Source organism: Rhizobium sp. BK112, from assembly GCF_014193215.1.
In the GTDB taxonomy this organism is placed as follows: Bacteria; Pseudomonadota; Alphaproteobacteria; order Rhizobiales; family Rhizobiaceae; genus Rhizobium; species Rhizobium anhuiense.
Map to the genome: position 1 here is coordinate 136049 of NZ_JACHYZ010000010.1, position 25717 is coordinate 161765.

General features: G+C 61.6%; 28 protein-coding genes and 1 pseudogene. 15 read left to right on the plus strand and 14 right to left on the minus strand.

Annotated features, from left to right (window positions below; all coding sequences use genetic code 11):
• Window positions 1–17: 17 nt before the first annotated feature.
• Together FHT75_RS25140 and FHT75_RS25145 are read left to right on the plus strand one after the other, a co-directional pair.
• A complete protein-coding gene (locus FHT75_RS25140; RefSeq protein WP_047615640.1) occupies window positions 18–662 on the plus strand; it encodes a septation protein A in 645 nt (214 codons plus the stop codon).
• Window positions 659–1246: a DUF2585 domain-containing protein gene (locus FHT75_RS25145; protein WP_028756580.1), complete on the plus strand. Its 588-nt coding sequence runs from the start codon at window positions 659–661 to the stop codon at window positions 1244–1246. The genes FHT75_RS25140 and FHT75_RS25145 overlap by 4 nt, the downstream gene beginning before the upstream one ends.
• 12 nt (window positions 1247–1258) lie before the next feature.
• Here the strand turns inward: FHT75_RS25145 and FHT75_RS25150 are convergent, their stop codons facing one another.
• Genes FHT75_RS25150 through ccmA form a run of 5 tightly spaced genes read right to left on the minus strand, consistent with a single transcriptional unit; the run spans window position 1259 to window position 4204 of the window.
• A complete protein-coding gene (locus tag FHT75_RS25150) occupies window positions 1259–1867 on the minus strand; it encodes a DsbE family thiol:disulfide interchange protein (protein WP_047616047.1) in 609 nt (202 codons plus the stop codon).
• Window positions 1864–2031, minus strand: a complete 168-nt coding sequence (ccmD, locus tag FHT75_RS25155) for a heme exporter protein CcmD (protein WP_028758040.1) — start codon at window positions 2029–2031, stop codon at window positions 1864–1866. Before ccmD ends, FHT75_RS25150 begins: the two co-directional genes overlap by 4 nt.
• A 3-nt stretch (window positions 2032–2034) precedes the next feature.
• Window positions 2035–2796, minus strand: a complete 762-nt coding sequence (locus FHT75_RS25160; protein ID WP_063473908.1) for a heme ABC transporter permease — start codon at window positions 2794–2796, stop codon at window positions 2035–2037.
• Window positions 2797–2844: 48 nt separating this feature from the next.
• Window positions 2845–3504 (minus strand): heme exporter protein CcmB, encoded by a 660-nt coding sequence (gene ccmB / locus FHT75_RS25165; RefSeq protein ID WP_028756584.1) that lies wholly within the window; start codon window positions 3502–3504, stop codon window positions 2845–2847.
• A gap of 52 nt (window positions 3505–3556) precedes the next feature.
• Window positions 3557–4204: a heme ABC exporter ATP-binding protein CcmA gene (gene ccmA, locus FHT75_RS25170; protein WP_028756585.1), complete on the minus strand. Its 648-nt coding sequence runs from the start codon at window positions 4202–4204 to the stop codon at window positions 3557–3559.
• A gap of 262 nt (window positions 4205–4466) precedes the next feature.
• Here ccmA and acnA point away from each other — a divergent pair, with 262 nt between their 5' ends.
• The 3 genes from acnA to FHT75_RS25185 all read left to right on the plus strand — a co-directional run bounded on the left by acnA (window position 4467) and on the right by FHT75_RS25185 (window position 9007).
• Entirely contained in the window at window positions 4467–7157 is a 2691-nt protein-coding gene (gene acnA, locus FHT75_RS25175) for an aconitate hydratase AcnA (RefSeq protein WP_168333362.1), read from the plus strand.
• A gap of 324 nt (window positions 7158–7481) precedes the next feature.
• Window positions 7482–8222, plus strand: a complete 741-nt coding sequence (locus tag FHT75_RS25180; RefSeq protein WP_028756587.1) for a DUF1223 domain-containing protein — start codon at window positions 7482–7484, stop codon at window positions 8220–8222.
• Window positions 8223–8605: 383 nt separating this feature from the next.
• Window positions 8606–9007: a DUF2794 domain-containing protein gene (locus FHT75_RS25185; protein WP_003582910.1), complete on the plus strand. Its 402-nt coding sequence runs from the start codon at window positions 8606–8608 to the stop codon at window positions 9005–9007.
• 6 nt (window positions 9008–9013) lie between these two features.
• On the opposite strand, the gene FHT75_RS25190 is transcribed toward FHT75_RS25185, so the two are convergent.
• The 4 genes from FHT75_RS25190 to FHT75_RS25205 all read right to left on the minus strand — a co-directional run bounded on the left by FHT75_RS25190 (window position 9014) and on the right by FHT75_RS25205 (window position 13835).
• Window positions 9014–9571, minus strand: a complete 558-nt coding sequence (locus FHT75_RS25190) for a GNAT family N-acetyltransferase (protein WP_183845235.1) — start codon at window positions 9569–9571, stop codon at window positions 9014–9016.
• 107 nt (window positions 9572–9678) lie between these two features.
• Window positions 9679–10407 carry a Bax inhibitor-1/YccA family protein gene (locus FHT75_RS25195; protein WP_028758043.1) on the minus strand — a complete coding sequence of 243 codons (729 nt, stop codon included), beginning with the start codon at window positions 10405–10407 and terminating at the stop codon, window positions 9679–9681.
• Window positions 10408–10587: 180 nt separating this feature from the next.
• The gene (locus FHT75_RS25200; RefSeq protein WP_063473814.1) at window positions 10588–13131 is read right to left on the minus strand and encodes an ABC transporter permease; all 2544 of its coding nucleotides are present in this window, start codon (window positions 13129–13131) and stop codon (window positions 10588–10590) included.
• Complete coding sequence (locus FHT75_RS25205; protein ID WP_028756591.1) at window positions 13128–13835, minus strand: ABC transporter ATP-binding protein; 708 nt, start codon at window positions 13833–13835, stop codon at window positions 13128–13130. Before FHT75_RS25205 ends, FHT75_RS25200 begins: the two co-directional genes overlap by 4 nt.
• Window positions 13836–13907: 72 nt before the next feature.
• Between FHT75_RS25205 and FHT75_RS25210 the strand changes: the two genes are divergently transcribed.
• Together FHT75_RS25210 and thpR are read left to right on the plus strand one after the other, a co-directional pair.
• Complete coding sequence (locus tag FHT75_RS25210) at window positions 13908–14552, plus strand: arylesterase (protein ID WP_063473813.1); 645 nt, start codon at window positions 13908–13910, stop codon at window positions 14550–14552.
• A gap of 68 nt (window positions 14553–14620) precedes the next feature.
• On the plus strand, window positions 14621–15214 hold the full coding sequence (gene thpR / locus FHT75_RS25215) for an RNA 2',3'-cyclic phosphodiesterase (RefSeq protein ID WP_028756593.1): 594 nt from the start codon (window positions 14621–14623) through the stop codon (window positions 15212–15214).
• Here the strand turns inward: thpR and FHT75_RS25220 are convergent.
• The gene (locus tag FHT75_RS25220) at window positions 15121–15621 is read right to left on the minus strand and encodes a low molecular weight protein-tyrosine-phosphatase (protein WP_080759901.1); all 501 of its coding nucleotides are present in this window, start codon (window positions 15619–15621) and stop codon (window positions 15121–15123) included. The genes thpR and FHT75_RS25220 overlap by 94 nt on opposite strands.
• 35 nt (window positions 15622–15656) lie before the next feature.
• Here FHT75_RS25220 and FHT75_RS25225 point away from each other — a divergent pair, with 35 nt between their 5' ends.
• Both FHT75_RS25225 and FHT75_RS25230 read left to right on the plus strand, forming a co-directional pair.
• Entirely contained in the window at window positions 15657–15962 is a 306-nt protein-coding gene (locus FHT75_RS25225) for a 4a-hydroxytetrahydrobiopterin dehydratase (RefSeq protein WP_028756595.1), read from the plus strand.
• Window positions 15963–16028: 66 nt separating this feature from the next.
• Window positions 16029–16421 carry a YkvA family protein gene (locus FHT75_RS25230; protein WP_018072065.1) on the plus strand — a complete coding sequence of 131 codons (393 nt, stop codon included), beginning with the start codon at window positions 16029–16031 and terminating at the stop codon, window positions 16419–16421.
• Window positions 16422–16442: 21 nt separating this feature from the next.
• Here the strand turns inward: FHT75_RS25230 and FHT75_RS25235 are convergent, their stop codons facing one another.
• On the minus strand, window positions 16443–17003 hold the full coding sequence (locus FHT75_RS25235) for a sigma-70 family RNA polymerase sigma factor (protein ID WP_028756597.1): 561 nt from the start codon (window positions 17001–17003) through the stop codon (window positions 16443–16445).
• 336 nt (window positions 17004–17339) lie between these two features.
• Between FHT75_RS25235 and FHT75_RS25240 the strand changes: the two genes are divergently transcribed.
• From FHT75_RS25240 to FHT75_RS25260, 5 genes are all read left to right on the plus strand, one after another.
• Complete coding sequence (locus FHT75_RS25240) at window positions 17340–17849, plus strand: invasion associated locus B family protein (RefSeq protein ID WP_028756598.1); 510 nt, start codon at window positions 17340–17342, stop codon at window positions 17847–17849.
• A 348-nt stretch (window positions 17850–18197) separates the two neighbouring features.
• Window positions 18198–19424, plus strand: a complete 1227-nt coding sequence (gene rlmN, locus FHT75_RS25245; RefSeq protein ID WP_028756599.1) for a 23S rRNA (adenine(2503)-C(2))-methyltransferase RlmN — start codon at window positions 18198–18200, stop codon at window positions 19422–19424.
• Between the two features lie 93 nt (window positions 19425–19517).
• Window positions 19518–20471: an ABC transporter substrate-binding protein gene (locus FHT75_RS25250; protein WP_028756600.1), complete on the plus strand. Its 954-nt coding sequence runs from the start codon at window positions 19518–19520 to the stop codon at window positions 20469–20471.
• 122 nt (window positions 20472–20593) lie between these two features.
• Window positions 20594–21472, plus strand: a complete 879-nt coding sequence (locus tag FHT75_RS25255) for an ABC transporter permease (RefSeq protein WP_028756601.1) — start codon at window positions 20594–20596, stop codon at window positions 21470–21472.
• Window positions 21469–22263 carry an ABC transporter ATP-binding protein gene (locus FHT75_RS25260; protein ID WP_028756602.1) on the plus strand — a complete coding sequence of 265 codons (795 nt, stop codon included), beginning with the start codon at window positions 21469–21471 and terminating at the stop codon, window positions 22261–22263. The genes FHT75_RS25255 and FHT75_RS25260 overlap by 4 nt, the downstream gene beginning before the upstream one ends.
• Before the next feature lie 33 nt (window positions 22264–22296).
• On the opposite strand, the gene FHT75_RS25265 is transcribed toward FHT75_RS25260, so the two are convergent.
• Window positions 22297–22938: a LysE family translocator gene (locus FHT75_RS25265; RefSeq protein WP_028756603.1), complete on the minus strand. Its 642-nt coding sequence runs from the start codon at window positions 22936–22938 to the stop codon at window positions 22297–22299.
• An 85-nt stretch (window positions 22939–23023) separates the two neighbouring features.
• Complete coding sequence (locus tag FHT75_RS25270; protein ID WP_028756604.1) at window positions 23024–23875, minus strand: SDR family NAD(P)-dependent oxidoreductase; 852 nt, start codon at window positions 23873–23875, stop codon at window positions 23024–23026.
• 177 nt (window positions 23876–24052) lie between these two features.
• Here FHT75_RS25270 and FHT75_RS25275 point away from each other — a divergent pair, with 177 nt between their 5' ends.
• Entirely contained in the window at window positions 24053–25276 is a 1224-nt protein-coding gene (locus tag FHT75_RS25275; protein WP_063473811.1) for an argininosuccinate synthase, read from the plus strand.
• 67 nt (window positions 25277–25343) lie between these two features.
• Here FHT75_RS25275 and FHT75_RS36515 read toward each other — a convergent pair.
• Window positions 25344–25421, minus strand: a pseudogene (locus FHT75_RS36515) (IS3 family transposase); the annotation flags it as partial.
• Between the last annotated feature and the right edge of the window lie 296 nt (window positions 25422–25717).

Sequence of the window (25717 nt, forward strand, 5' to 3'; positions counted from 1 at the left end):
ACAGGTTTGAAGAACGCATGAGCACAGAGAGCGATATCACCCCGAGCGCCGCCGACCGGCATCATCCGCTGCTGAAACTGGCGCTGGAACTCGGGCCGCTGATGATCTTCTTCTTCGCCAATCTGCGCGGCCAGTGGCTGGTAGAGAAGTTTCCCGCTCTTTCCGAACTCGGCGGACCGCTGTTCGTGGCGACCGGGCTCTTCATGGCGGCGACGATCCTCTCGCTGATCGTTTCGAAGATCGTGCTCGGCCATCTGCCGATCATGCCCTTCGTATCCGGCATCGTCGTCGTCATCTTCGGCTCGCTGTCGATCTGGCTGCAGAACGAGACCTTCATCAAGATGAAGCCGACCATCGTCAACGCGCTTTTCGGAGTGGCGCTGCTCGGCGGGCTGGCCTTCGGCAGGTCGCTGCTCGGCTATGTCTTCAACGCCGCCTTCCAGCTCGATGCCGAAGGCTGGCGCAAGCTGACCATCCGGTGGGGCATCTTCTTTCTCTTCCTCGCCGTGCTGAACGAAGTCGTCTGGCGCAATTTTTCGGACGATACTTGGGTCGCCTTCAAGGTCTGGGGCACGATGCCGATCACCATCATCTTCACGCTGGCGCAGATGCCGCTGGTGCTGAAGCATAGCATCAACCTGGAAACGGACGGCGAAAAGTGAGCGCTGCAGAGGCCGAATACCGCGTAAAGCACCAGACCTTCTGGTTTGTCGCCTGCCTTGCGGTGCTGATCATTCAGATCGCCGCTGAATATATGATGGGCCGCGTGCCGATCTGCGCCTGCGGTTACGTCAAGCTCTGGGAGGGCGGGGTCAATACCAGCGGCAATTCGCAGCATCTGTCGGATTGGTACACACCGTCGCATATCATCCACGGCTTCCTGTTCTACGGGCTCGCGCATCTCCTGCTGCGCGGCAAGCCGCTGGCGGCAAGGCTGCTGCTGGCGCTGTTGATCGAATCCGGCTGGGAGCTGCTCGAGAATTCGCCGCTCATCATCGACCGCTACCGCACCGCGACGATCGCGCTCGATTATTACGGCGACAGCATCCTGAATTCGGCGATGGACACCGTCTTCATGTGCATCGGCTTCTTCTTCGCGCGGCGCGCGCCGGTGGCGCTGACGGTGGCGATCGCCATCTTCTTCGAGATTTTCACCGGCTACATGATCCGCGACAACCTGACGCTCAACGTTGTCATGCTGATCTGGCCGGTCGAGGCGATCAAGGTCTGGCAAGGCGGGGTGTAAGGATAGACCCCGCTACGAAGCGGGCTTGCCGAGCGCCTTCTCCATCGCTGGAAACAGCCCTTCCTTCAGGCTGGTATCGTCGAAGGGGCCGACACGCTTGTAGAGGATCGTGCCGTCGGGGCCGACCAGGTAGCTTTCCGGAATGCCGTAGACGCCCCAGTCGATCGCCGCCTTGCCATTCGGATCGATGCCGATTGCCTTGTAGGGGTTGCCGAGCTCGCCGAGGAAACGCAGGGCGTTGTCGCTCTGATCCTTGTAGTTGATGGCGACGATGTTCAGCCGTCCGTCCTTCGCCAGTTCTTTCAAGACGGGGTGTTCGTCCCGGCAGGGGAGGCACCAGGAGGCGAAGACGTTGACGAGGGTCAGCTTGCCCTTGATGGCGGCATCGGTCAGCGCCGGCAGGTTGGCGCCGTCGAGCGGCGGAAGGTTCAGCGCCGGTGCCTTGGTACCGATCAGGGCGGAGGGGATTTCGGTGATGTTCTTGCCATGGAAATCCTGGTCGTAGAGCATCTTGGCGGCGGTGGCCGCAATGCCGCCGAAGACGATCAGCGGCAGAAGCGCCAAGGTGTAGCGACCAAGCGCCCGTGGCTTGTCGGTCGTCTTTTCCGGCGTGTCGCTCATTCGCCATCCCTTACACGCGCCGAGCGGCGGCGGATACCGGCGGCCTCGAGGGCAGCAAGTTCCCGGCGGCGGGCGCGACCGTCGGCCCAGGTCCAGGCCGTGACGGCGACCGTCACCAGAGCTGCGAAGCCATAGGAGGCGTAGACGTAGAAGGCATGCGTCACAGTCTATTCCTCCCGGCTGGCCATGCGGGCGGCAAGGCGGCGCTGGGCGGCGATGCGGCGGCGCCAGATCTCGTTCCTCATCGCCATGATGTGCAGCGTGAAGAAGAGCAGCGTGAAAGCGATCGCCATGATGAAGAGCGGCCGCAGGAATTCCGGATCGATCGCCGGGCCGTCGAGGCGCAGCACGCTTGCCGACTGGTGCAAGGTGTTCCACCACTCGACCGAGAATTTGATGATCGGGATGTTGACGAAGCCGACGAGGATGAGCACGGCGCTGACGCGTGCGGCCTTCGACGGGTCGTCGATGGCGCGCCCGAGCGCAATCAGCCCGAGATACATCAGGAAGAGAACGAAGACGGAGGTCAGCCGAGCATCCCAGACCCACCAGGTCCCCCACATCGGCTTGCCCCACAGCGAGCCGGTGACGAGGGCGAGCAGGGTGAAGGCGGCGCCGAGCGGGGCTGCAGCCTTGGCAGAGACATCGGCCAGCGGATGGCGCCAGACCAGCGTGCCGATCGCCGAGACGCTCATGATCGTATAGCACATCATCGAAAGCCAGGCCGAGGGCACATGTACATACATGATGCGGACGGTCTCGCCCTGCTGGTAGTCGCCTTCGGTGGCGAAGCTCAGATAGAGGCCGACGATAAAACAGAGGGCGGTGATGCCGGCCAGCCATGGAATGGCGAGCGCCGCCAGCGCCAGAAACCGCGTCGGGTTGGCGAGATCGCTGAATTTGCTGATGGCAAGGCTCGTTTCGCTCATGTCCGCTTCCATACCTTGATCCGGCTTTTCCCGCAATCGAATGGCCCATCAATCCGCTGTGTTTCGCAGCGCCAGGGCGGCGGCGGCCGGACCGATGACGGCGAAGAAGAGCGTCAGCGCAATCAGGATGAGGAAGGGCGGCAGGAACGGGGCGGGATCCTCGACCGCGGCATAGGCGGCGCTGACGCCGAAGATCAGCACCGGAATGGTCAGCGGCAGCACGAGGATCGAGACCAGCAGGCCGCCGCGGGGCAGCGCCACGGCGACGGCGGCGCCGACGGCGCCGATGAAGGTGATGGCGGGCGATCCGACGAGCAGCGTCAGCATGGTAGCAGCAATCGCAGTCTCGTCCATATTCATGAACAGGCCGAGCAGCGGCGAGGCGATGACGAGCGGCAGGCTGGTGGCCGTCCAGTGGGCGACGCATTTGACCAGCACGGTGAGGACAAGCGGCGTTTCCTGCATCAGCATCAGGTCGAGCGATCCGTCATCGCGCTCGGCCTGAAACAGGCGGTCGAGGCCGAGCAGGGCGGCAAGCAGTGCGCCGATCCAGACGATGGCGGGACCGATGCGCGACAGCAGCTTGAGATCGGGACCGACGCCGAAAGGGATGACGGCGACGATGGTCAGGAAGAACAGCACGCCGATCAGCGCACCGCCGCCGGCGCGGATGGAAAGTTTCAGGTCGCGAAGGAAGAGGGCGGTCATGCGCGGCGGCTTTCTGCATGTGCGATGGATGAGGCACCCACGTCGAGAAACATCACCCCCATACCCCCGCATCCACGCCGGCAAAGCCCGTCATCTTCAATTCCCGCGCATTCTCCACCCCCAGCGGCTGATGTGTTGCCGCCAGCACGATGCCGCCCTTGGTCAGATGTGCGGCAATCAATTCGGCAAACAGCCGGTCAGCGCTGGCATCGAGCGCCGCTGTGGGTTCGTCGAGGATCCAGATGGGGCGGTGGGCGACGAGCAGCTTGGCGAAGGCCATCCGGCGCTGCTGGCCGGCGGAGAGATAACCGAAGGGAAGATGGGTGATTCCCGAAAGGCCGACGGCGTCGGCGGCGTCCTCGACGGAGAGGCCGGCAGCACCGCCTGGATTGCCGAGAAAGGCGCGCCAGAAGTCGAGGTTTTCTGCAACCGTAAGTTCATTCTTCATTGCGTTTCGATGACCAAGGTAGTGACTGACCTCGCCCGGATGGCGGTCTTCCCCGCCCTTTTCGTCGCGGAAGATGACAGTGCCTTTTTCCGGTCTCAGGAGGCCGGCGGCGACGCGCAGCAATGTGGATTTTCCCGATCCATTTCTTCCCGTGAGGACAAGCGCCTCGCCGGCCGCCAAGTGAAAGGAAATGTTTACGAAAATCAGATCCTCACCGCGCCTTGCAGCCAGATTTTCGGCGGTGAAATGCATGCGTCGGCTCTTTCTTGGTTTCGGCTTGCGGCGGGGTCAAAAAATGTCCGATTTTGACTGTTTTCGGGTATGGCAAGTTTTTAGGAAATTATCTATAAGACCTGCAACCACGCCAGCGGTCGGCGTGAATTTCATCCTTGCGCCGAACTTGGAGCGTCTGTTCCACGTGCGGACAGCGGAAATGGCCGTACCCGCATCCTGATGTGCATTAAGTGCATAGGCGTTCGCACGACTGTGTTGGCTATCAGAAACGGGGTCTCTCGTGTCTAAATCTCTTGACAGTTTCAATTGTCGTTCCACGCTTTCCGTGAACGGGAAGGACTATGTCTATTACAGCCTGCCCAAGGCTGAGGCAAACGGTCTGGCCGGCGTGTCGAAGCTTCCCTATTCGATGAAGGTGCTGCTCGAAAACCTGCTGCGCTTCGAAGACGGCCAGTCGGTCACCAAGCAGCACATCCTGGCCGTCGCCGAATGGCTGAACAACAAGGGTGCGGTCGAAAACGAAATCGCCTATCGCCCGGCGCGCGTGCTGATGCAGGACTTCACCGGCGTTCCCGCCGTCGTCGATCTTGCCGCGATGCGCGACGCGATGGTGTCGCTCGGCGGCGATCCCGAGAAGATCAACCCGCTCGTTCCCGTCGATCTCGTCATCGACCACTCCGTCATCGTCGACGAATTCGGAACGCCTCAGGCTTTCGCCCGTAACGTCGAGCTGGAATACCAGCGCAACGGCGAGCGCTACCGCTTCCTGAAGTGGGGCCAGCAGGCCTTCAAGAACTTCCGCGTCGTGCCTCCCGGCACCGGTATCTGTCATCAGGTCAATCTCGAATATCTCGGTCAGACCGTCTGGACCAAGGAAGAGGACGGCGAGACGATCGCCTATCCCGATACTTGCGTCGGCACCGACAGCCACACGACGATGATCAACGGTCTCGGTGTTCTCGGCTGGGGTGTGGGCGGTATCGAAGCGGAAGCGGCGATGCTCGGCCAGCCGGTCTCGATGCTGCTGCCTGAGGTCATCGGCTTCAAGCTGACCGGCAAGCTCAAGGAAGGCGTCACCGCGACCGACCTCGTTCTCACCGTCGTGCAGATGCTGCGCAAGAAGGGCGTCGTTTCGAAGTTCGTCGAATTCTTCGGCCCGGGCATGGACAACATGCCGCTCGCCGACCGTGCGACGATCGGCAATATGGGCCCGGAATACGGCGCCACCTGCGGCTTCTTCCCGGTCGACGGCGAGACGATCAACTATCTCAACATGTCCGGCCGCACCAAGGACCGTATCGCGCTCGTCGAAGCCTATTCGAAGGCGCAGGGCATGTGGCGCGAGGGCGACGGCTCCGAACTCGTCTTCACCGACACGCTGGAACTCGATCTCGGCGACGTCGTGCCGTCGATGGCCGGCCCGAAGCGTCCGGAAGGCCGCATTTCGCTGGAGAACATCGCTTCCGGTTTCGCCGGCTCGATGGACACGGACTACAAGAAGCCCGGTCAGCTTTCGAACCGCTATGCCGTCGAAGGCACGGATTTCGATCTCGGCCATGGCGACGTGGCGATCGCTGCCATCACCTCCTGCACCAACACCTCCAATCCGTCGGTCCTGATCGCTGCCGGCCTGCTTGCCCGCAACGCTGTTGCCAAGGGCCTGAAGACGAAGCCGTGGGTGAAGACCTCGCTGGCACCGGGAAGCCAGGTCGTCGGCGAATATCTCGCCAAGTCGGGCCTGCAGGCCGACCTCGACAAGCTCGGCTTCAACCTCGTCGGCTTCGGCTGCACCACCTGCATCGGCAATTCCGGTCCGCTGCCGGCGCCGATCTCGAAGACGATCAACGACAAGGGCCTCATCGTTTCCGGCGTTCTCTCCGGCAACCGCAACTTCGAAGGCCGTATCTCGCCCGACGTACAGGCGAACTATCTGGCCTCTCCGCCGCTCGTCGTCGCTTATGCGCTGGCCGGTACGGTGCAGAAGGATCTGACCAAGGAGCCGATCGGCGAGGACCAGAACGGTAATCCCGTTTACCTGAAGGACATCTGGCCGACCTCGAAGGAGGTCCAGGAGTTCATCCTGAAATACGTGACGCGCGAACTCTACGAAAGCAAATATGCCGACGTCTTCAAGGGCGACGTCAACTGGCAAGCCGTCCAGGTTCCGCCGGGCCAGACCTATGCCTGGGACGACAATTCGACCTATGTCCAGAACCCGCCTTACTTCGTCGGCATGGGCAAGAAGGGCACCGGCGTTTCCGACATCAAGGGCGCCCGCGTGCTTGGCCTGTTCGGCGACAAGATCACCACCGACCACATCTCGCCGGCCGGTTCGATCAAGGCGGCATCGCCGGCAGGCGCCTATCTGCTCGGTCACGACGTCGCCGTTGCCGACTTCAATCAGTACGGCACGCGCCGCGGCAACCATGAAGTGATGATGCGCGGCACCTTTGCCAATATCCGCATCCGCAACCACATGCTCGGCCCGAACGGCAAGGAAGGCGGTTACACCATCCACTATCCGTCGAAGGACGAAACCTCGATCTACGACGCGGCGATGCAGTACAAGCAGGAAGGCGTGCCGCTGGTCATCTTCGCCGGTGTCGAATATGGCAACGGCTCTTCGCGCGACTGGGCTGCCAAGGGCACCAACCTGCTCGGCGTCAAGGCGGTGATCGCCCAGTCCTTCGAGCGCATCCATCGTTCGAACCTGGTCGGCATGGGTATCATTCCCTTCGTCTTCGAAGAGGGCACGACCTGGCAGAGCCTCGGCCTCAAGGGTGATGAACTCGTCACCATCGAAGGTCTGGAAAAGATCAAGCCGCGCGAGAAGAAGATCGCCAAGATCACTTATGGCGACGGCACCGTGAAGGAGGTTCCGCTGCTGTCGCGCGTCGATACGCTCGACGAAGTGATCTACCTCAACAATGGCGGCATCCTGCAGACGGTTCTGCGCGATCTCGCTGCCTGATTTTCAGAGCATGATGCCGAAAAGTGTGAGCGGTTTTCGGACGACATCATGCTCTTCTTCTTTGATATAGATCCGGATTCAGATTCATCCGGATTTAGGAGACTTGATTGATAATGGCCGCCGGAGAGCAGTTTCCGGCGGCTTTTCTGTGTGGCGACAGTATTCGGACGGGCTCACGATGATTTGTTTTCCGCAAGTTCCGGTGGAGCTCCGTCTCACCCGTTCGTGACTTTTCGTTTGGACCCGGAAGGATTATTCGTACGTTCATATGTCAGGGCCTGCGGTTCCAACACGCTGTCGGCGCTGAAAAAGAGGTGCAGGTGAATGTCCCCCCGTTTTTTGATTCCGCTGATCGCTGGCGTTGTTCTGTCAGGCCCGCTGCAGGCCGAAGACGGCACGCCGAAAGGTGTCGTTGAACTCTTCACGGCGCAGGGCTGCTCCTCCTGTCCTCCGGCTGATGCGGCTTTCCGCACGCTGGTGAATCAGGGCGATGTCATCGCGCTCGCCTATCATGTCGATTACTGGAATTATCTCGGCTGGGCCGATACGCTGAGCTCCAAGGAAAACACCGAACGGCAATATGGCTATGCCAGAACGATGGGCCGCAGCAACGTCTACACGCCGCAGGCGATCGTCAACGGACGCGGCCATCTGGCCGGCGCCGATCTCAACGGCATCAACAGCAAGATCGACACCTACAGCAGCGAAGGCAACGGGCTGACCGTTCCGATCAACGCCGCGATGCGCGGCGACGAGCTGGAGATCAAGATCGGTGCGGGACAGGGCAAGGCCAATGTCGTGATGGTCTATTTCGACAAGGAAAAGACCATCGACGTCGAAAAGGGCGAGAACAGCGGCCGGAAGCTTTCCTACCTGCACAGCGTCACCAATGTCGAAACCATCGGCATGTGGGACGGCAAGGCAACCAGTCTGACGCTGCCGGCCAGCGTGTTGCAGCGGCCGCAGCTCGAGGGCTGCGCGATCCTGCTGCAATCGGCGACCGCAGACGGCGATCCGGCTGCGATCCTCGGCGCGACCGTTGTCATGGCTGGCAAAAATATCTGAGATTTCATCCGGTAGTGGATGAAGTGCTGGGGCGGCCCGGCCGAGCGTATTCGGGGCTGGGGTTAAGGTCGATACGCTCCGCCGGGCCCTTTGGCGCGCTGGCGCCAAACTGGAATTCATAAATCTCCTGCAAATGAGGCGCTGTTTTGACTGAAATGCGGCGCTGCGGAGAAAGCGTGAGCCTATCCAGGACATCATGCTTTCCGAATTCGGACCCAACTTTTAGAAGGCATGATGCGCAGATTCAAAGTGCTGCAGCGTCTTTGCGCGAGAGACGCGCGGCGCTGTGGTGCGGCCGAATGTGACGGCTGGCGCTCTTGCAATTTGCGGCGGCTCGGGCAAACTGTCACTCTCCTGTCACATGCGGAGGCCTTGGGAGACTGATGACAGATCAGCCGGATTTGCGACACGGCGAAAGCCGCTCCGTCGACAATAGTTCCTCAGTCGTCGTCGATCTCAGGGAATACAAGCAAAGCAAGGACCCGCTTCCGGTGACCTTCCACCGGCGCGAACTGGACGCGATCCTCTGGATCTACGGCCGCATGGTCGGTGACGGTGAATGGCGCGACTACGCCATTGATCACCTGAAGGACAGGGCGGTCTTTTCCGTCTTCAAGCGTTCCGGCGAAATGCCGCTCTTCCGCATCGAGAAAAACCCGAAGCTCGCCGCCAAGCAGGGCGCCTATTCCGTCATCAACGTCCACGGCACGATCCTGAAGCGCGGTCACGAGCTGAACCAGGTGCTGAAGGTGTTCGACAAGGCCCTGAAGCTGGTCGACAAATAAGCCGCATCAACCGGTAAACAGCGTGCCGGGATAGGCGGACGGATCCGGATCGGTCGTCATCCCCTCGCCGAGGCCACGCTGCATCAACATCGTATCCAGCCAGCGGCCGTGCTTGTAGCCGGTGCCCCGCATCAGACCGACCTCCTCGAAGCCGGCCTTCCTGTGAAGCGCGATCGAGGCGGGGCTGGCGCCGCCGATGACGGCCGTCATCTGCCGAAAGCCGAGGCCGGTGCAGCGCTCGATCAGCTCGGCAAGCAACGCCTTGCCGATGCCCCGGCCGCGGGCCTCAGGCACGAGATAGATCGAGTCCTCGACCATCCAGCGATAGGCCGAACGCGTGCGAAAGGCGGAAGCATAGGCGTAGCCGAGCAGGGTTCCGTCCGTGCCGATGGCCGCGATGTAGGGATATTGCTGGCTGATGATCGTCGAAAAGCGCAGCGCCATCTCGGCCTCGGAAGGCGGCACGATCTCGTAGCTCGCGACGCCGTTGAGGACGGATTCGCGATAGATATCGGCAATGGCGGGGATATCGGCTTGGGAGGCATCGCGCAGGCGGAATGACATTCGGCGGCATCCATCGGGAAAAGTAAGGTTTCCTAAGACCACTCCGCGAAAGCCTGCGCAACAAAAAAGGCGGCCGAAGCCGCCTTTTCGAACTCAGTCTGCCCTGCTTATTTACGGTTGCCCATGAACTGCAGCAGGAACATGAAGAGGTTGATGAAGTCGAGATAGAGCGTCAGCGCACCCATGATCGCCTTGCGGCCGGCCACGGCAACGTCATCGGCTTCCAGGTACAGTTCCTTGATCCGCTGCGTATCGTAGGCGGTGAGGCCTGCGAAGATCAGAACACCGAGAACGGAGATCGCGAACTGCACAGCCGACGAAGCCAGGAAGATGTTAACCAGCGAAGCGATGATTAGGCCGAACAGACCCATGATCAGGAACGAGCCCATCGCCGACAGGTCACGCTTCGTCGTGTAGCCGTAAAGCGACAGCGCGCCGAAGGAGGCGGCGGTGACGAAGAAGGTCTGAACGACGCTCTGGCCGGTGTAGATCAGGAAGATCGACGAGAGCGACAGGCCGACGAGCGCGGCGTAGACTGCAAAGGTCGTCTGGGCGGCGGCCACCGTCATGGTATGAATCCGGAAGCTCAGGAAGAACACCAGAGCCAGCGGCGCCAGAATGACCACCCACTTCAGCGGGCTCACATAGATCGCCTGACCGAAAGCGGTCAGCTCGCCATTGGCGAAGGCGAATTGGAACGACAGATATGCGGCCACACCGGTGATCGCCAGACCCAGCGCCATCAGGTTGTAGACCTTGAGCATATAAGCGCGCAGGCCTTGATCAATCATCTCGCCGGTCTGAGCGCGGCTTTGATAGTTACGAAGATCAGCCATAGTTTCCTCTTACAAGCTCCGATGGAAATACGGTGTCGGGGTTTTCGACCCGGGCGCCGCTGCGGAGCTCCAGCATGCCTGCGGATAATATGAGGCTTTCGCCCATTGCAAACAAGAGGCTTGCAAAGGCTCGGCCGGTTAAATCGCCGTAAGGTGAAGGGTTTGAGTGCCGCTGCCCGGTCAAAGCTCGCGCAAAACGGGGGCCGCCTTTTGCCCAAGGATGCGCCAGGTGCCGATCAGGCCGATGCCGACGGTCAGGACGAGCGCGGTCACAAGCGTCAGCCCCGCCACGTCGGGCAGAAAGGTCGACGGCAGACGCATGATGCGGGCGACGATGAACCAGGCGGCGACGCTGCCGGCGATCAGCGCGAAGATCGCGGTCGCAAGCCCAAGGATCAGATATTCGTAGCTGAAGGCGCGGATCAGCATGGCGCGCGTGGCGCCGAGCGTCTTCAGCACCACCGCGTCGTGGGTGCGCGCCCGGTTTCCGGCAGCAAGCGCCCCGGCAAGGACGAGGATCGAGGCGATGAGGGCGACAGAGGCGGCGGCGCGGATCGCGGTCGCCAGCTGCGCGACCAGCTGGTTGACGATATCGATCGCGTCCTTGACCCGCACGCTGGTGATCGTCGGATAGGTGTTGGTGACGGATTTTAGGATTGCCGCATCTTCGGCGGGCGTCGACGAGGGATCGGTCAGCGTCGCCAGCCAGGCATGCGGAGCGCCGCGAAATGTGTTCGGCGAGAAGACCATGACGAAATTGATCGACAGCGATTCCCACTCGACGCGGCGCAGATTGGCGATCTTCGCCGTGATGTTGCGGCCGAGCACGTTGACGGTGACGGTATCGCCGATCTTCAGGCCGAGCTCATGCGCCTCTTCCGAGGAGAAGGAAACGAGCGGCTGGCCGCCGTAATCCTTGTCCCACCAGCTGCCTTCGGTGAGGGCGGCGTTCTCCGGCAGGGTCTCGGCATAGGTGATGCCGCGATCGCCGTTCAGCACCCAGCGACCGGCCGCCGGCACGGTCAGTTTGCTGACGTCCTCGCCGTTGAAGGCGACGATCCGGCCGCGCAACATCGGCACTTCGACGAGCTTTCCCTGAGGCGCCTGCGCCTGGACGAGATCGCGGAATGCGCCGACCTCGGCGCTCTGGATATCGACGAAGAAAAAGTTCGGTGCGCCCTCGTTCATGCGGCCGGTCAGCTGCTGGCGCAGGTTGCCGTCGATCAGGGTCAGCGTCACCAGCAATGCCAGTCCGAGGCCGAGCGACAGCACGACCGAGGGCGTCAGTGCGCCGGGGCGGTGGATATTGCCGATCGCCAGCCGCAAGGCCGGTGAATTGACGCGCGGGCTGCGGCGCGCGAGCCAGGCGATCGCTGCTGCGACGAGGCGCAGGACGACGAAGGCGAAGACGATCGCACCGACGAAGACGACGGCGATGAAACGGTCATAGGCGGTCAGGATGGCAAGGCCGGCAAGGGCGGCCATGAAGAGCGTGGCAAGTAGGATATAGGGCCAGGAGGGCAGGCGGCGGGCCTCGAAGCCCTGCTCGCGGAAGAGGGCGGTCGCCGGCACTTCGCGGGCATGGCCGAGCGGCAGGATGGCGAAGGCCAGCGTCGTCAGGATACCGAAGAGCGTGGCGAGCAGCAGGGCGCCGGGATAGAGGGTCGGCGTCGTGGAGACCGGCAGGAATTGCGCCAGGAACTGCGCGGCGAAGATCGGCGACAACGCGCCGATGACGAGGCCGATGAGGATGCCGCCGAGGGCGATAATGGCGATCTGGAAAAGATAGATCAGGACGACGACCTGGGCCGGGGCGCCGAGACATTTGAAGGTGGCGATGGTCGTGCGCTTGGCATCGAGGAAGGCGCGCACGGCATTGGCCACGCCGACGCCGCCGACGATCAGCGCGGTGAGACCGACCAGCGTCAGGAACTGCGAGAAGCGGGTAATGTTTTCGGTGAGCGAGGGCGCTGCGCGATCGCTGGTGCGGACCGCCCAGCCGGCGGAAGGGAATTCCTTGGAGGCGCGCGCCTGGATGCCCGACATCGCGCCATTGTCTTCCAGCCGGATCTTGTAGGCATGTTCGACCAGGCTTCCCGTCTGGATCAGCCCGGAGGCCTGGAGCGCCTGGCGGCTGACCAGCAGGCGCGGCGCGAAACCGAAGCCTTCCGACAGCGCATCCGGCTCGGTTTTCACCGTGCCGGTGATGCTGAGCTTGACGTTGCCGAGCAGCAGTTCGTCGCCGACGGCAAGCCCGAGACGATCGAGAAGCAGGGGCGCTGCCACCGCACCATAGGTGCCGCCTTGGCCCGAAAGCAGCGCTGCAAGCGGATAGTCCGGTTCGGCCACGAATCTGCCGTAGAGCGGGTAGCCGTCGTCGACGGCCTTGACCTCGACCAGCGCCTGATCGGAGCCGTCAGGCTTGCGGGCCATCGAGCGCAGGCCCGTTGAAACCGAAACCGTGCCGAGGCTTTCGAGGAAGCCCAACTCCTGAGGCGTGGCTTCGCGGTTGTTGAGTTCGAAGCGGACGTCGCCGGCCAGCAGTTCCTGCCCCTGCGAGGCGATCGTGTCGGTGATCGACTGCGAGACGGAATTGACGGCGGCAATTGCGCCGGTGCCGAGCGCAATGCAGGCAAGAAAAATGTAGAAGCCGCGAATGCCGCCGCGCAACTCGCGGAGCGCCAGGCGAAAAGCAAGCGAGACGCGCGGGGTGATCATTCTCATGCGATCGCCGCCTCGCTGTGGCGGGCGGTGCTGTCGCCCTCGATCCTGCCGGAGCGGACGCGGATCTGGCGTGAGCAGCGGTTTGCCAGGGCGACGTCGTGGGTGACGAGAAGCAGGGTCATGCCGCGTTCGGCCTGCTTGGAGAACAGAAGGTCGGCGATCTGGCGGCCGGTCTCGGTGTCGAGATTGCCTGTGGGTTCGTCGGCGATCAGCAGGGCGGGCGAGGGGGCGAGCGCCCTGGCGATCGCCACGCGCTGCTGCTCGCCGCCGGAAAGTTGGCCGGGATAGTGGTTCAGCCGTTCACCGAGGCCGACCGATTTCAGCTCGCGATGGGCGATCTCGAAGGCGTTGCGGACATTGGCGAGCTCGAGCGGCACGGCGACGTTTTCCAGCGCCGTCATGTTGGCGATCAGGTGGAAGGACTGGAAGACGATGCCGATGTTGCGGCCGCGGAAATCGGCGACCTCATCCTCGCTGAGGCTATGGAGCGGCGTGTCATTGATATTGATCTCGCCGCTGTCGAGTTTCTCCAGCCCGGCAAGCACCATCAGCAGGGTCGATTTGCCGGAGCCGGAAGGGCCGACGATGCCGACGGATTCGCCGGCCGCGACATCGAGATCGATGCCCTTCAGCACGTGGACGGAGGCGGCTGCGCTGCCAAGGGTCAGATCGGCGCTCTTCAACTCGATAATGGTTTTTGCCAACAGAAATCGCCCTATATAAATCCCCAACAGAATGGCCGCATAACGGCACTTCGCCAATCTAGGGAAGCCAGAATGAGATTTAAAGTTGCCGCCCTTCAATTCACCGTCATTGCCGTCTCGCTGATCTTTGCCGCTACAGCCAATGCCCGGACGATCAATCTGGTCGGTTTTGGGGACAGTTTGATGGCGGGCTATCAACTGCCGGCCGGCGACGGCTTTCCGGAAAAGCTGCAGGCAGCCCTGAAGGCGAAGGGGCTCGAGGTCACCGTCGCCAATGCCGGGGTCTCCGGCGATACGACGGCAGCGGGTCTTGCGCGCATCGACTGGTCGGTGCCCGACGGCACCGACGGCGTCATTCTGGAGCTCGGCGCCAATGATGCGCTGCGCGGCATCCCACCCGAGGAGAGCGAGAAGAATCTCGATCAGATGATTATCCGGCTAAAGGAGCGCGGGATTGCCGTGCTGCTCGCCGGCATGATGGCGCCGCCGAACATGGGGGCGGACTATGCCGCACGATTCAACCCGATCTACCAGAAACTTTCGGAAAAACATGGGCTTCCGCTCTATGCCTTCTTCCTCGACGGCGTCGCGCTGGAAGCCGGGCTGAAGCTTGAAGACGGCATGCATCCAAATGCGAAAGGCATCGACGTCATGGTCGAAAAGATGGAGCCTGCTGTCACAAATTTCGTCGAAACGATTTCTTCTGTGAAGAAATAGGGGCTTGCGCGGTTGTTGATTGCGTGATTCCGTGTGAGCACCTGCAAAAGATTCGGGGAGTGCTCGTGATGCCGAGACTGTTTACCGCCCTCGAAATTCCGCGCAATGCGGCGATGAGCCTTTCATTGCTGCGCGGTGGCCTCCCCGGAGCACGATGGATCGATGTGGAGAATTACCACATCACCCTGCGTTTCATCGGTGATGTCGACGGCCGCACGGCCGATGAAATCGTTGAACGCCTCGACCGGATCGATCGGCCGGAATTCCAGTTCCGGCTCGAAGGAATCGGTTCCTTCGGCTCGAAGAAACCGCATTCGGTCTGGGCCGGCGTTTCGCAATCGCCTGAAATGTATGCCCTGCAGGGCGAGATCGAGCGCATCTGCCAGCGCATCGGCCTGCCGCCCGATCCCCGCAAGTTCATGCCGCATGTGACGCTGGCGCGGCTCAAATCCTCGCGGCTCGACGATGTCGTGCAATATCTGGCGGGACGCGGCAACTTCCACACCGCAACTTTCACCGCGCCGCGCTTCGTGCTGCTTTCGTCGCGCGAATCGGTCGGCGGCGGGCCCTACCTCACCGAGGAAGTGTTCCCGCTGCATGAGGCCCGTTCGACGCCCAGCGTATCGAGCAGGCTGCTGCAGCCGGCCAAGAGCCTGGTGTAGACCAGCTCGAAGCCGCCCGGGCCGCCATAATAGGGATCGGGGATATCCTCTCCGGTTCCGAGCGCGGCATCCCCGAAAAGGCGGATATTCGCCCCATGCGGCGCGCTTTTTTCGAGCGCCGCCACATTGTCGCGGTCCATGGCGAGGATCAGATCGAAATCCCTGAAATCCCTCGATTGGATGCGGCGGGCGCGTTGCCCCGATATGTCGATGCCGTGGTTTTTCGCAGCGGCGATCGAACGCCGGTCGGGTGGCTCGCCTTCATGCCAGCCGCCGGTGCCGGCGGAATCGATGGTAAAATCGCCGGTCAAACCCGCTTCGGCGACGAGATGGCCAAAAATTCCTTCCGCGAGCGGAGAACGGCATATATTGCCCATGCAAACGAAGAGGATGCTGATGCGTTTCATCGGTAAACCTGTCGGACAGAGAAGAGGACCATGGCATGAAAATGGAAAGACTGGAACGGACGGCGGCCGAGGCGCAACTGGCTGGACTTGCAGGCTGGGCGCTCAATGATGCGGGTTCTTCGATCTCGAAGACGTACAAGTTCGCAAATTTCATCGAGGCTTTCGGGTTCATGACGGAGGCAGCACTTGCGGCCGAGAAGCTCAATCATCATCCCGAATGGTTCAACGTCTATTCTAGGGTGGAGGTGACGCTGAACACACATGATGCCGGCGGACTGACGGAGCTGGATTTCAAGCTCGCCAAAGCCATGGAGAAGGCTGCGGCGCGCCGTATCGTTTGACAGCGGGGCCGATTGAAAGCCGGTCCGCCATCACCATATGTTCGCTTGGACGAAAGGGATGCAGGGATGGACGAGGTTAAATTCGGGGAAATCCTGTTGCCGGGCGACGAGGACACCCAGAGCCGGCGCGAGAAGACCGTAAGGCAGAAATTCTGGCCGACCTTCCGGCGGGCCGTGCGGCAGATCCCGTTCTCGCGCGATGTGGTTGCCGGTTTCTATTGCGCGCTCGATCCGCAGACGCCGACGAAGGTGCGCGGCGTGCTGCTCGCGGCGCTCGCCTATTTTGTCATGCCGATCGACATGATCCCGGATGTTTTCGCCGTCATCGGCTTTTCCGACGACATCGCCGTGCTTTCGGCCGCCTTCGCTATGGTGCGTGGCCATATAAGGCCGGGCCATTACGAAGCGGCCGACCGCGTTCTTGCCGACCGGCCGGAAGAAGCGATGAAGACGATCTGAATCCCGTTCTAAATTAAAGAGTCAGGCGATTTCGCGTTCCAGCACCTTGCGGAGCTTGCCAAAGGCAAGCCGGATGCGCGACTTCACCGTACCGAGCGGCAGCCCGGTTGATTCGGCGATCTCCGAATGCGATTGGCCGAGGAAGAAGGCGGCGCGCAGCATGTCGCGCTGTTCCTCCGGCAACTGCCCGACGGCGGCGCGTATCCTGGCGTCGCGATCGTCATTGGCGATAATTTCCTCCGCGCCGATATCGGCGGGCGGCTGCAGGGCCGGGTCGGTCTCGTCGAAGATGCGGGTATTGGCGCGGCGTTGCATGTCGATGCGGCGGTTGCGGGCAATGCGGAAAAGCCAGGTTGAGAGCGAAGATCGCGTGGCATCATAGAGATCCGCCTTGTGCCAGAGCACGATCATGATCTCCTGGACCAGTTCCTCGGCCTCGCCGGGTGTCATCTTCTGGCGCATCAGCCAGGCCTTCAGGCGGGGTGCGAAATAGTCGAACAGGATGGAAAAGGCCTGCTGGTCGCGATCGTCCGCGACGGCCTTGGCGAGGGCAGCGAAACGCTGTCTTTCCTCGGCATCCATGTCTCCTCACAAGCCCCCTGCGGCAATAATTTCGTCCCGGATTTCCAAGTCTTAATGAGGTACAACGGATTTGGGAAAGGTCAAACTCTTGCCTGAATCTTTGTGTCTTAAATTCACCCGAACGGACGGCCAGTGCCATCGGGGCACGATGTCGCGGCCTATACCGTCAAAGGTGCGAAAATTGACACTCGAGCTGAAATGACACAGGCAGATACAAATCGCAGCTATTGTTGACCATTTGGTAACCTGAATTAAGTCAAAATAAAGCAGATCGTGATTATGCGGCGCCCGCTATGATCGCTTCGGGCCTTGAATCGCAAGAACCGGCAGGAATCCATGTTTGTAAAAAGTATCGTATCCGCTCTCGCACTCACCCTGACCATGGCCGGAGTTGCGGAAGCGCAGCAGGCCGCGCCGAACCGCATCCAGCAGTTCCAGGCATGGGGCGCCTATTCCTACAAGTCGGGCAAGAGCACCGTGTGCTACGTGTTGTCCGTTCCGACGGCAAAGCAGCCGGCAAGCGTCGATCACGGTGACAATTTCTTCATCGTCTCGCAGCGCCCCGGCCAGAACATCTCCTATGAGCCGCAGGCCATGATGGGCTATACGGTGAAGGAAAATTCAAAGATCAACGTGGTCATCGACAACAAGACCTTCGTGATGTTCACCAAGGACAAGGCCGGCTGGGTCGAGAATGCTGCCCAGGAGCCAGCCCTCGTCGCGGCGATGAAAACGGGTCATTCGATGACGGTGAATGCCGTTTCGCGCAAGGGCACCGGCACCTCCTACAGCTATTCGCTCTCGGGTATCTCGGCTGCGCTGAAGCAGATCGAAACCTGCAAATAAGCGTTTTTTTGTTCGCAGAGCTTCCAGGGCCGGCCTTGCGCCGGCCTTCGTCGTTTCCATCCAAAGCGCGGCGATCTTTCAGATCTGCCTGCCGCGCTTTAGGTCTTTGATTTCAGCATGTCGTCGTCGCAAAACCGCTGCACAGTTTTGCGCGACATGCTTGATAGTGACGCGCGGGCAAAATGATGCTAAAGGCCGCGCAACAGCGGACAGATCGCGATTTCAGTCGCCGTTCCGCCATTCAATTTCTGCCAATGTGCCGTCATGCACCCGCCAGTCTTCCGGCTTTGCCCTGAAGTTCGCAGGGCTTGCGGGGCGGTTACGTGTTCGAATTCGGGATGAATGCCTATGTCCGTCATGGATGCGATAGATGTGACCAAGCCGCAGGCGCGCACGTCCGCCAGCCTCGAGAAGCCGTCGTTGATCGGCATATCGCGCGAAGAGATGGCGGCGGCACTGCGGGAAAAAGGGGTGGCCGAGAAGCAGATCAAGATGCGCGTCTCGCAGCTCTGGAACTGGATCTATGTGCGCGGCGTCTCCGATTTCGACCATATGACCAATGTCGCCAAGGACATGCGCGAGATGCTGAAGCAGCATTTCACCATCGCACGTCCCGAGATCGTCGAGGAGCAGGTCTCCAACGACGGCACGCGCAAATGGCTGCTGCGCTTTCCCGCCCGCGGCGCCGGACGTCCCGTCGAGATCGAGGCCGTCTACATTCCGGAAGAGGGCCGCGGCACGCTCTGTATCTCCAGCCAGGTCGGCTGCACGCTCACCTGTTCCTTCTGTCATACCGGCACGCAGCGTCTGGTGCGCAACCTGACGGCGGAGGAAATTCTTTCCCAGCTGCTGCTTGCCCGCGACCGGCTTGGAGACTTCCCGGATCGTGAAGCGCCGCAGGGTACGATCATGCCTGCCGAGGGCCGCAAGGTCAGCAACATCGTCATGATGGGCATGGGCGAGCCGCTCTATAACTTCGATGCCGTCAAGCAGGCATTGCTGATCGCCACGGATGGCGACGGCCTGTCGCTGTCCAGGCGCCGGGTGACGTTGTCCACCTCCGGCGTCGTGCCGGAGATCTTCCGCACCGGCGAAGAAATCGGCGTCATGCTGGCAATCTCGCTGCATGCGGTGCGCGACGACCTGCGCGACATTCTGGTGCCGATCAACAAGAAGTACCCGCTGAAGGAACTGATCGAAGCCTGCCGGGCCTATCCCGGTCTTTCGAACGCACGGCGCATCACCTTCGAATATGTGATGCTGAAGGACGTCAACGATAGCCTGGAAGACGCCAAGGGGCTGATCAAGCTCTTGAAGGGCGTGCCGGCAAAGATCAACCTCATCCCGTTCAATCCCTGGCCCGGCACCAACTACCAGTGTTCGGACTGGGAGCAGATCGAGAAATTCGCCGATTTCATCAACTCGGCAGGTTATGCTTCGCCGATCCGCACGCCGCGCGGCCGCGACATTCTTGCCGCCTGCGGCCAGCTGAAATCGGAATCCGAACGCATGCGCAAGACCGAACGCCTGGCGTTCGAAGCGATGATGATCGCCAATCACGGCGCCGACGACTGATCAGCAAGTTTGATCCTCGCTACAATTCTCCTGCATTGATTTAAGCATGCGCTTTTCCTAATAGTGCCGCCAAAATCATTCAGGAGGATACCCATGCGTTCGGTTCTGCTCGCTCTCGCCGCCAGTTTGGCGCTTTCCCTGCCCGCAAAGGCTGATGACGTGACCGTCGCCGTGACGGCGATCGTCGAACATCCGGCGCTGGATGCAGCGCGCAAGGGCGTTCTCGATGCGCTGACGGCCGCGGGTTATAAAGAGGGCGAGAACCTGAAATTCGTGTTCGAATCGGCGCAGGGCAATCCGGCGACGGCAGCGCAGATCGCCCGCCAGTTTGCCGGCGACGAGCCCAATGTCATCGTTCCGATTTCGACGCCCTCGGCCCAGGCGGTCGTCTCTTCGACGCGTGACATTCCCGTCGTCTTCACGGCTGTCTCCGATCCGCTTGGCGCCCAGCTCGTCAAGAACATGGACAAGCCCGGCGGCAATGTCACCGGTCTTTCCGACATGTCGCCGGTCGCCGAGCATCTGGCGCTGATCAAGGAAATCCTGCCTGATGTGAAAACCATCGGCTATCTCTACAATTCCGGCGAGGCGAATTCCGTTTCGCTGCTCGCCGTCCTGCAGGCCGAGGCCGAAAAGGCCGGCCTGAAGGTGGTGGAATCAGCCGCCACCAAGTCGGCCGAGGTTCAGGGTGCGGCGCGCGCCCTCGTCGGCCGCGCCGATGCGATCTATATTCCGACCGACAACACCATCATCTCCGCGCTCGAAGGCGCCGTCGCGGTGGCCGAAGAGAGCAAGCTGCCGCTCTTCACCGCCGATACGGATTCGGTTTCGCGCGGCTCGATCGCTGCCCTCGGCTTCAACTATTACGATGTCGGCAAGCAGACCGGCGAGATCGTCGTGCGCGTGCTGAAGGGCGAAAACCCTGGCGATATCGCCGTCAAGACGGCTGCCGGCAGTGATCTCGTCGTCAACAAGGCCGCGGCTCAGAAGATGGGCGTCACCCTGCCTGAGAGCGTGCTTTCCCGCGCCAACAAGGTCATTGAATAATCGGCCGTCCCTTCAACGTTTAGTTGGATACAGCCGCTCCTGTTTGCACGGGGGCGGCTCTTCGTATTAAAAAGCTGCGGTTTCGCGACGGGCGAAACAGAAATCAAAAGGGGCTGAAAGCCTTGAGCCAAATCGCATTCTGGGGGGCCGTCGAGCTCGGCCTGGTCTATTCTTTCGTCGCTCTCGGCGTCTATCTCGCCTTTCGCGTTCTCGACTTTCCCGACCTGACGGTCGATGGCTCCTTTCCGCTTGGCGCGGCGGTGACGGCCGTGCTGATCATTGCCGGCGTCAATGCCTGGCTTGCGGCGCTGATCGCCATGGCGGCCGGGGCCGCGGCGGGCATGGTGACGGCGCTGCTCAATGTGCGCTTCAAGATCCTCAACCTGCTGGCCTCGATCCTGACGATGATCGCGCTGTTTTCCGTCAATCTGAGGGTGATGGGCAAACCCAATGTCGCGCTCATCAATGCCGATACGATGATCAGCCCGTTTTTCGGCCATGGCCTTCGCGATTTCTACGTGCGGCCGCTCTTTGTCGGGGTTCTGGTCGTCGTCGCTCTTATCCTGGTCTGGCGTTTCCTGGAAAGCGATGCCGGGCTTGCCATGCGGGCGACCGGCGCCAATGCGCGGATGGCCCGCGCCCAGGGCGTCGATACCAGCCGGCAGATCTATCTCGGCATGGCGATCTCCAATGCGCTGGTGGCGCTCGGCGGCGCGCTGTTTGCCCAGACGAACGGCTTTGCCGACGTCACCTCGGGCGTCGGCACGATCGTCGTCGGTCTCGCCGCCGTCATCATCGGCGAGACGCTGCTTGGGCGGCGCGGGTTGCTGATCGCGCTCGTCGGCTGCGTGCTCGGTTCGATCCTCTATCGCATCGCGATTCAGTTGGCGCTTTCCAGCGACGTCATCGGTCTGCAGGCGTCCGATCTCAATTTCGTGACCGCCGTGCTGGTGACCGTGGCGCTCATCCTTCCCCGTCTTCGCGGAGGTGCCGCATCGTGATCAGCGTCAAGGACATCAAAGTCGTTTTCGGACGCGGCACGCCGCTGCAGAAACAGGCGCTGAACGGCGTCAGCCTGACCATCGAGCAAGGCTCCTTCGTCACCGTCATCGGTTCGAACGGCGCCGGCAAATCGACGCTGCTCGGCGTGCTCGCCGGCGACGTCATTCCGAGCGAAGGGCAGGTGCTGATCGGCAAGAGCGACGTGACGCGCAAGTCGACGGCGGCGCGCGCCGGCCTTGTGGCGCGTGTCTTCCAGGATCCGCTGACGGGAAGCTGCGGCGCATTGTCGATCGAGGAGAACCTTGCTCTGGCTGCCCGGCGCGGCGAGAAGCGCGGGCTGGCATCGGCGCTCGGCGGAAACAGGCGCGACTATTTCAAGGAACGGATCGCCGAGCTCAATCTTGGGCTGGAGAACCGGCTGAAGGACCGCATGGATCTTCTCTCCGGTGGCCAACGGCAGGCCGTTTCGCTCGTCATGGCGACGCTTGCGGGATCGGAAGTGCTGCTGCTCGACGAACATACGGCGGCACTCGACCCCGGCATGGCTGAGTTCGTGATGAACCTCACGCAGAAGATCGTCGCCGAACGCAAGCTGACGACGATGATGGTGACGCATTCCATGCGCCAGGCGCTGGATTACGGCCACCGCACGATCATGCTGCATGGCGGCGAGATCGTTCTCGATGTCGCGGGCGACAACAGGAAGAACCTGCAGGTCGAGGACCTGATCGCCATGTTCCGCAAGATGCGCGGCCAGACGTTGGATGACGATGCGCTGCTGATCGGCTGAGGCGACAGCGGCGGTTCGGTACCCGACCGCTGATTATTTCGCCTGGGTGAGCAGGATCTTCGCGGCGAAGATCGAGAAGACGCCCGCGAAGGTATAGTCCATGCCACGCAGCACTTTCTTGTTGCTCTGCAGCCATGAGGCCAGCCAGTCGGCGGCAAAGACCACGCTGGCATTGACCGGCATGCCGATCAGGATGAAGCAAAGCCCGAGGAAAAGCAGCTTGTGCGTGACGGCCGGATCGCCGGCGCTGACGAATTGCGGCAGGAAGGTCATGAAGAAGATGATGACCTTGGGGTTCAGGAGATTGACCCAGAAGCCCGACGAGATGTTGGAAAGTGCCGTGCCCTTCTGCTCCTCGACCTTGGCGACCGTAAGCTTGGAGCCGAAGCGGATCGCCTGCACCGCCAGCCAGAACAGATAGGCGGCGCCGCCGGTCTTCAGGATCAGGAAAGCGGTCGGCGAGGCGGTGATCAGCGCCGAAATGCCGAAAGCGACCAGCATGGTGTGGACGACGATGCCGAGGCTGGTGCCGACGACGACGAAGAGGGCTGCCTTCTTGCCCTGGGCGAGCGCACGGCTGATCGACAGCGTCATGTCGGGGCCTGGGGTCGCCGCGAGCAGCAGCGTCGCGGCGGCAAAGGCGAGAAGGGTCGGTAGGCTGGGCAGGAAATCCATGGCACTCTCTGAAAGCCGGGAAAGACCTGACGATCTCTTACCCGGCTTTCGGAAAATTACCAATCAAACCTGATGATGGCGCCGATCACTTCTGTTCGAGGAAGGCTTTGTATTTGTCGGCGTAGTCCTTGTGCCAGCGCGACAGCGGCGGACGGTTCTCGATGATGTCGCCGGCGGCCCAGGCCATCCGGCGTTCGTCGACCGGACGCGCCACGTCATTGTCGGGGCAGAGAATATAGAAATCACCGCGTTCGAGGCTTTCGACCATGAAATCGACCGTCTGCTCTGGTGTCCAGGCGGCGGCCGGTTTTTCCGCGCGGTCGCCCTTGGTGAGGCCGGTGAAGACGAAGCCGGGGATCAGAAGATGGGCGGAGATCTTTCCGCCTTCGGTATTGCGAAGCTCATGCTGCAAGGCTTCGGTGAAGACCTTCACACCCGCCTTGGAGATATTGTAGGCGGGGTTGCCGGGCGGCGTGGTGATGCCCTGCTTGGAGCCGGTGTTGATGATGAGGCCGGGCTCGCCATGCGACAGCATCTTCGGGCCGAAGGTGCGCGTACCGTTGATCACGCCCATCAGGTTGACGGCGAAGATATGGTCCCAGTTCGCCTGCGGGCTGAAGATTGAGGTTTCCGGGCCGATGCCGGCATTGTTCATCAGCACGTGCACACGGCCGAAACGCTGGAGCACGGCGCGTTCGAGCGCTTCCAGGGATTCCTTGACGGCGACGTCGGTCTCGACCGCCATCACATTTTCCTCGCCGGCAATGGCCTTGAGTTCGTCGGCGGCCGCGGCCAGCCGGTCGCCGCCGAGATCGGCGATGGCGACGCTCATGCCGCGTGCGGCGAAATATTTCGCCGCGGCAAGGCCGATGCCGGAAGCGCCGCCGGTGATGACGGCAACATTGGACTTCTTGAAAATGTCTTGAATATTCGTCACGGGGCAGCCTCTCCTCGAGCATTTGCGGACGCTGGCGAATATGGGCTCCGCTTTCGCGCTGTCAAACGGTATCGGCACGGTCGCTGTCGCACTTGGCCTTGCGTCACGCGCCAATCTCGCTAAAAGTGCCGCGACACCGGGTTTTCGCCGGCCTATTATGCAACGGACCTCATCATCATGGCATCATACAAAGACGTGAAGAAAGTCGTGCTCGCCTATTCCGGCGGCCTCGACACCTCGATCATCCTGAAGTGGCTGCAGACGGAACTCGGCGCCGAAGTCGTCACCTTCACCGCCGATCTCGGCCAGGGCGAAGAGCTGGAGCCGGCGCGCAAGAAGGCCGAGATGCTCGGCATCAAGGAGATCTACATCGAGGACGTGCGCGAGGAATTCGTGCGCGATTTCGTCTTCCCGATGTTCCGCGCCAATGCCGTCTATGAGGGCGTCTATCTGCTCGGCACCTCGATCGCCCGTCCTTTGATTTCCAAGCATCTGATCGACATCGCCCGCAAGACGGGCGCGGATGCGATCGCCCACGGCGCCACCGGCAAGGGCAACGACCAGGTTCGTTTTGAACTGTCCGCCTATGCCCTGAACCCCGACATCAAGATCATCGCGCCGTGGCGCGACTGGGCCTTCAAGAGCCGCACCGACCTGCTGGCCTTTGCCGAACAGCATCAGATCCCGGTTGCCAAGGACAAGAAGGGCGAAGCGCCGTTCTCCGTCGACGCCAACCTTCTGCATTCCTCTTCCGAGGGCAAGGTTCTCGAGGACCCCGCCCAGGAGGCGCCGGAATATGTGCATATGCGCACGATCTCGCCTGAGGCTGCGCCCGACAAGGCGACCACCATCAAGGTCGGATTCCGCAAGGGCGATGCGGTCTCGATCAACGGTGTCGAGATGTCGCCGGCAACGCTGCTCGCGACGCTCAACAATTACGGCCGCGACAACGGCATCGGCCGTCTCGACCTCGTCGAGAACCGCTTCGTTGGCATGAAGTCCCGCGGCGTCTACGAAACGCCAGGTGGCACGATCCTGCTCTCGGCGCATCGCGCCATCGAATCGATCACGCTCGACCGCGGTGCTGCCCATCTCAAGGACGAGATCATGCCGCGCTACGCCGAGCTGATCTATTACGGCTTCTGGTTCTCGCCGGAGCGCGAAATGCTGCAGGCGCTGATCGACAAGAGCCAGGAGCATGTCGAAGGCGAAGTGACGCTGAAGCTCTACAAGGGCAATGTCATGGTCATCGGCCGCGAGAGCGAAAAGTCGCTCTATTCCGACAAGCTTGTCACGTTCGAGGACGATCAGGGTGCCTACGACCAGAAGGATGCTGCCGGTTTCATCAAGCTCAATGCGCTGCGCCTGCGCACGCTCGGCAAGCGCAATCTCATGAATTGATCAAGGTTCATTTTCGAGCCGCATAAGAGTCAGCCGTCATTGAACTGATCCCAATAAGTTGGACGGATTAAAGGCTGGTTAGATTTAAGGGCTGAGTTCTGTACTGGACAGGGCTCAGCCCTTTGAGTTTCAACTTGATGCGCTCGAAGCCGCCGGGACGTGGCCCGCGACATCGCAAAAACCGACACCTACGTGCCCTCACGGCGTCAGCGGAAGAGCCTGCGTAAACTCGCTAAGCTGATCCGGCCAGCGCCCCTGCCCGTCGCTGAAGAGGCGCAGGCCTCCGGCCGTTTTTCATCCGACGACGCGCGGGATGAGAGCCTTCTTCAACGGTATCGAGCCGCAGCAGACGATTATTGCTGCCGCCGCCGCGGTGCATGACCTCGAATGACCGGTCGACGGCAGGGAAGAGTTCGGGAGGCTTGCGCTTCCTGCGCGAGC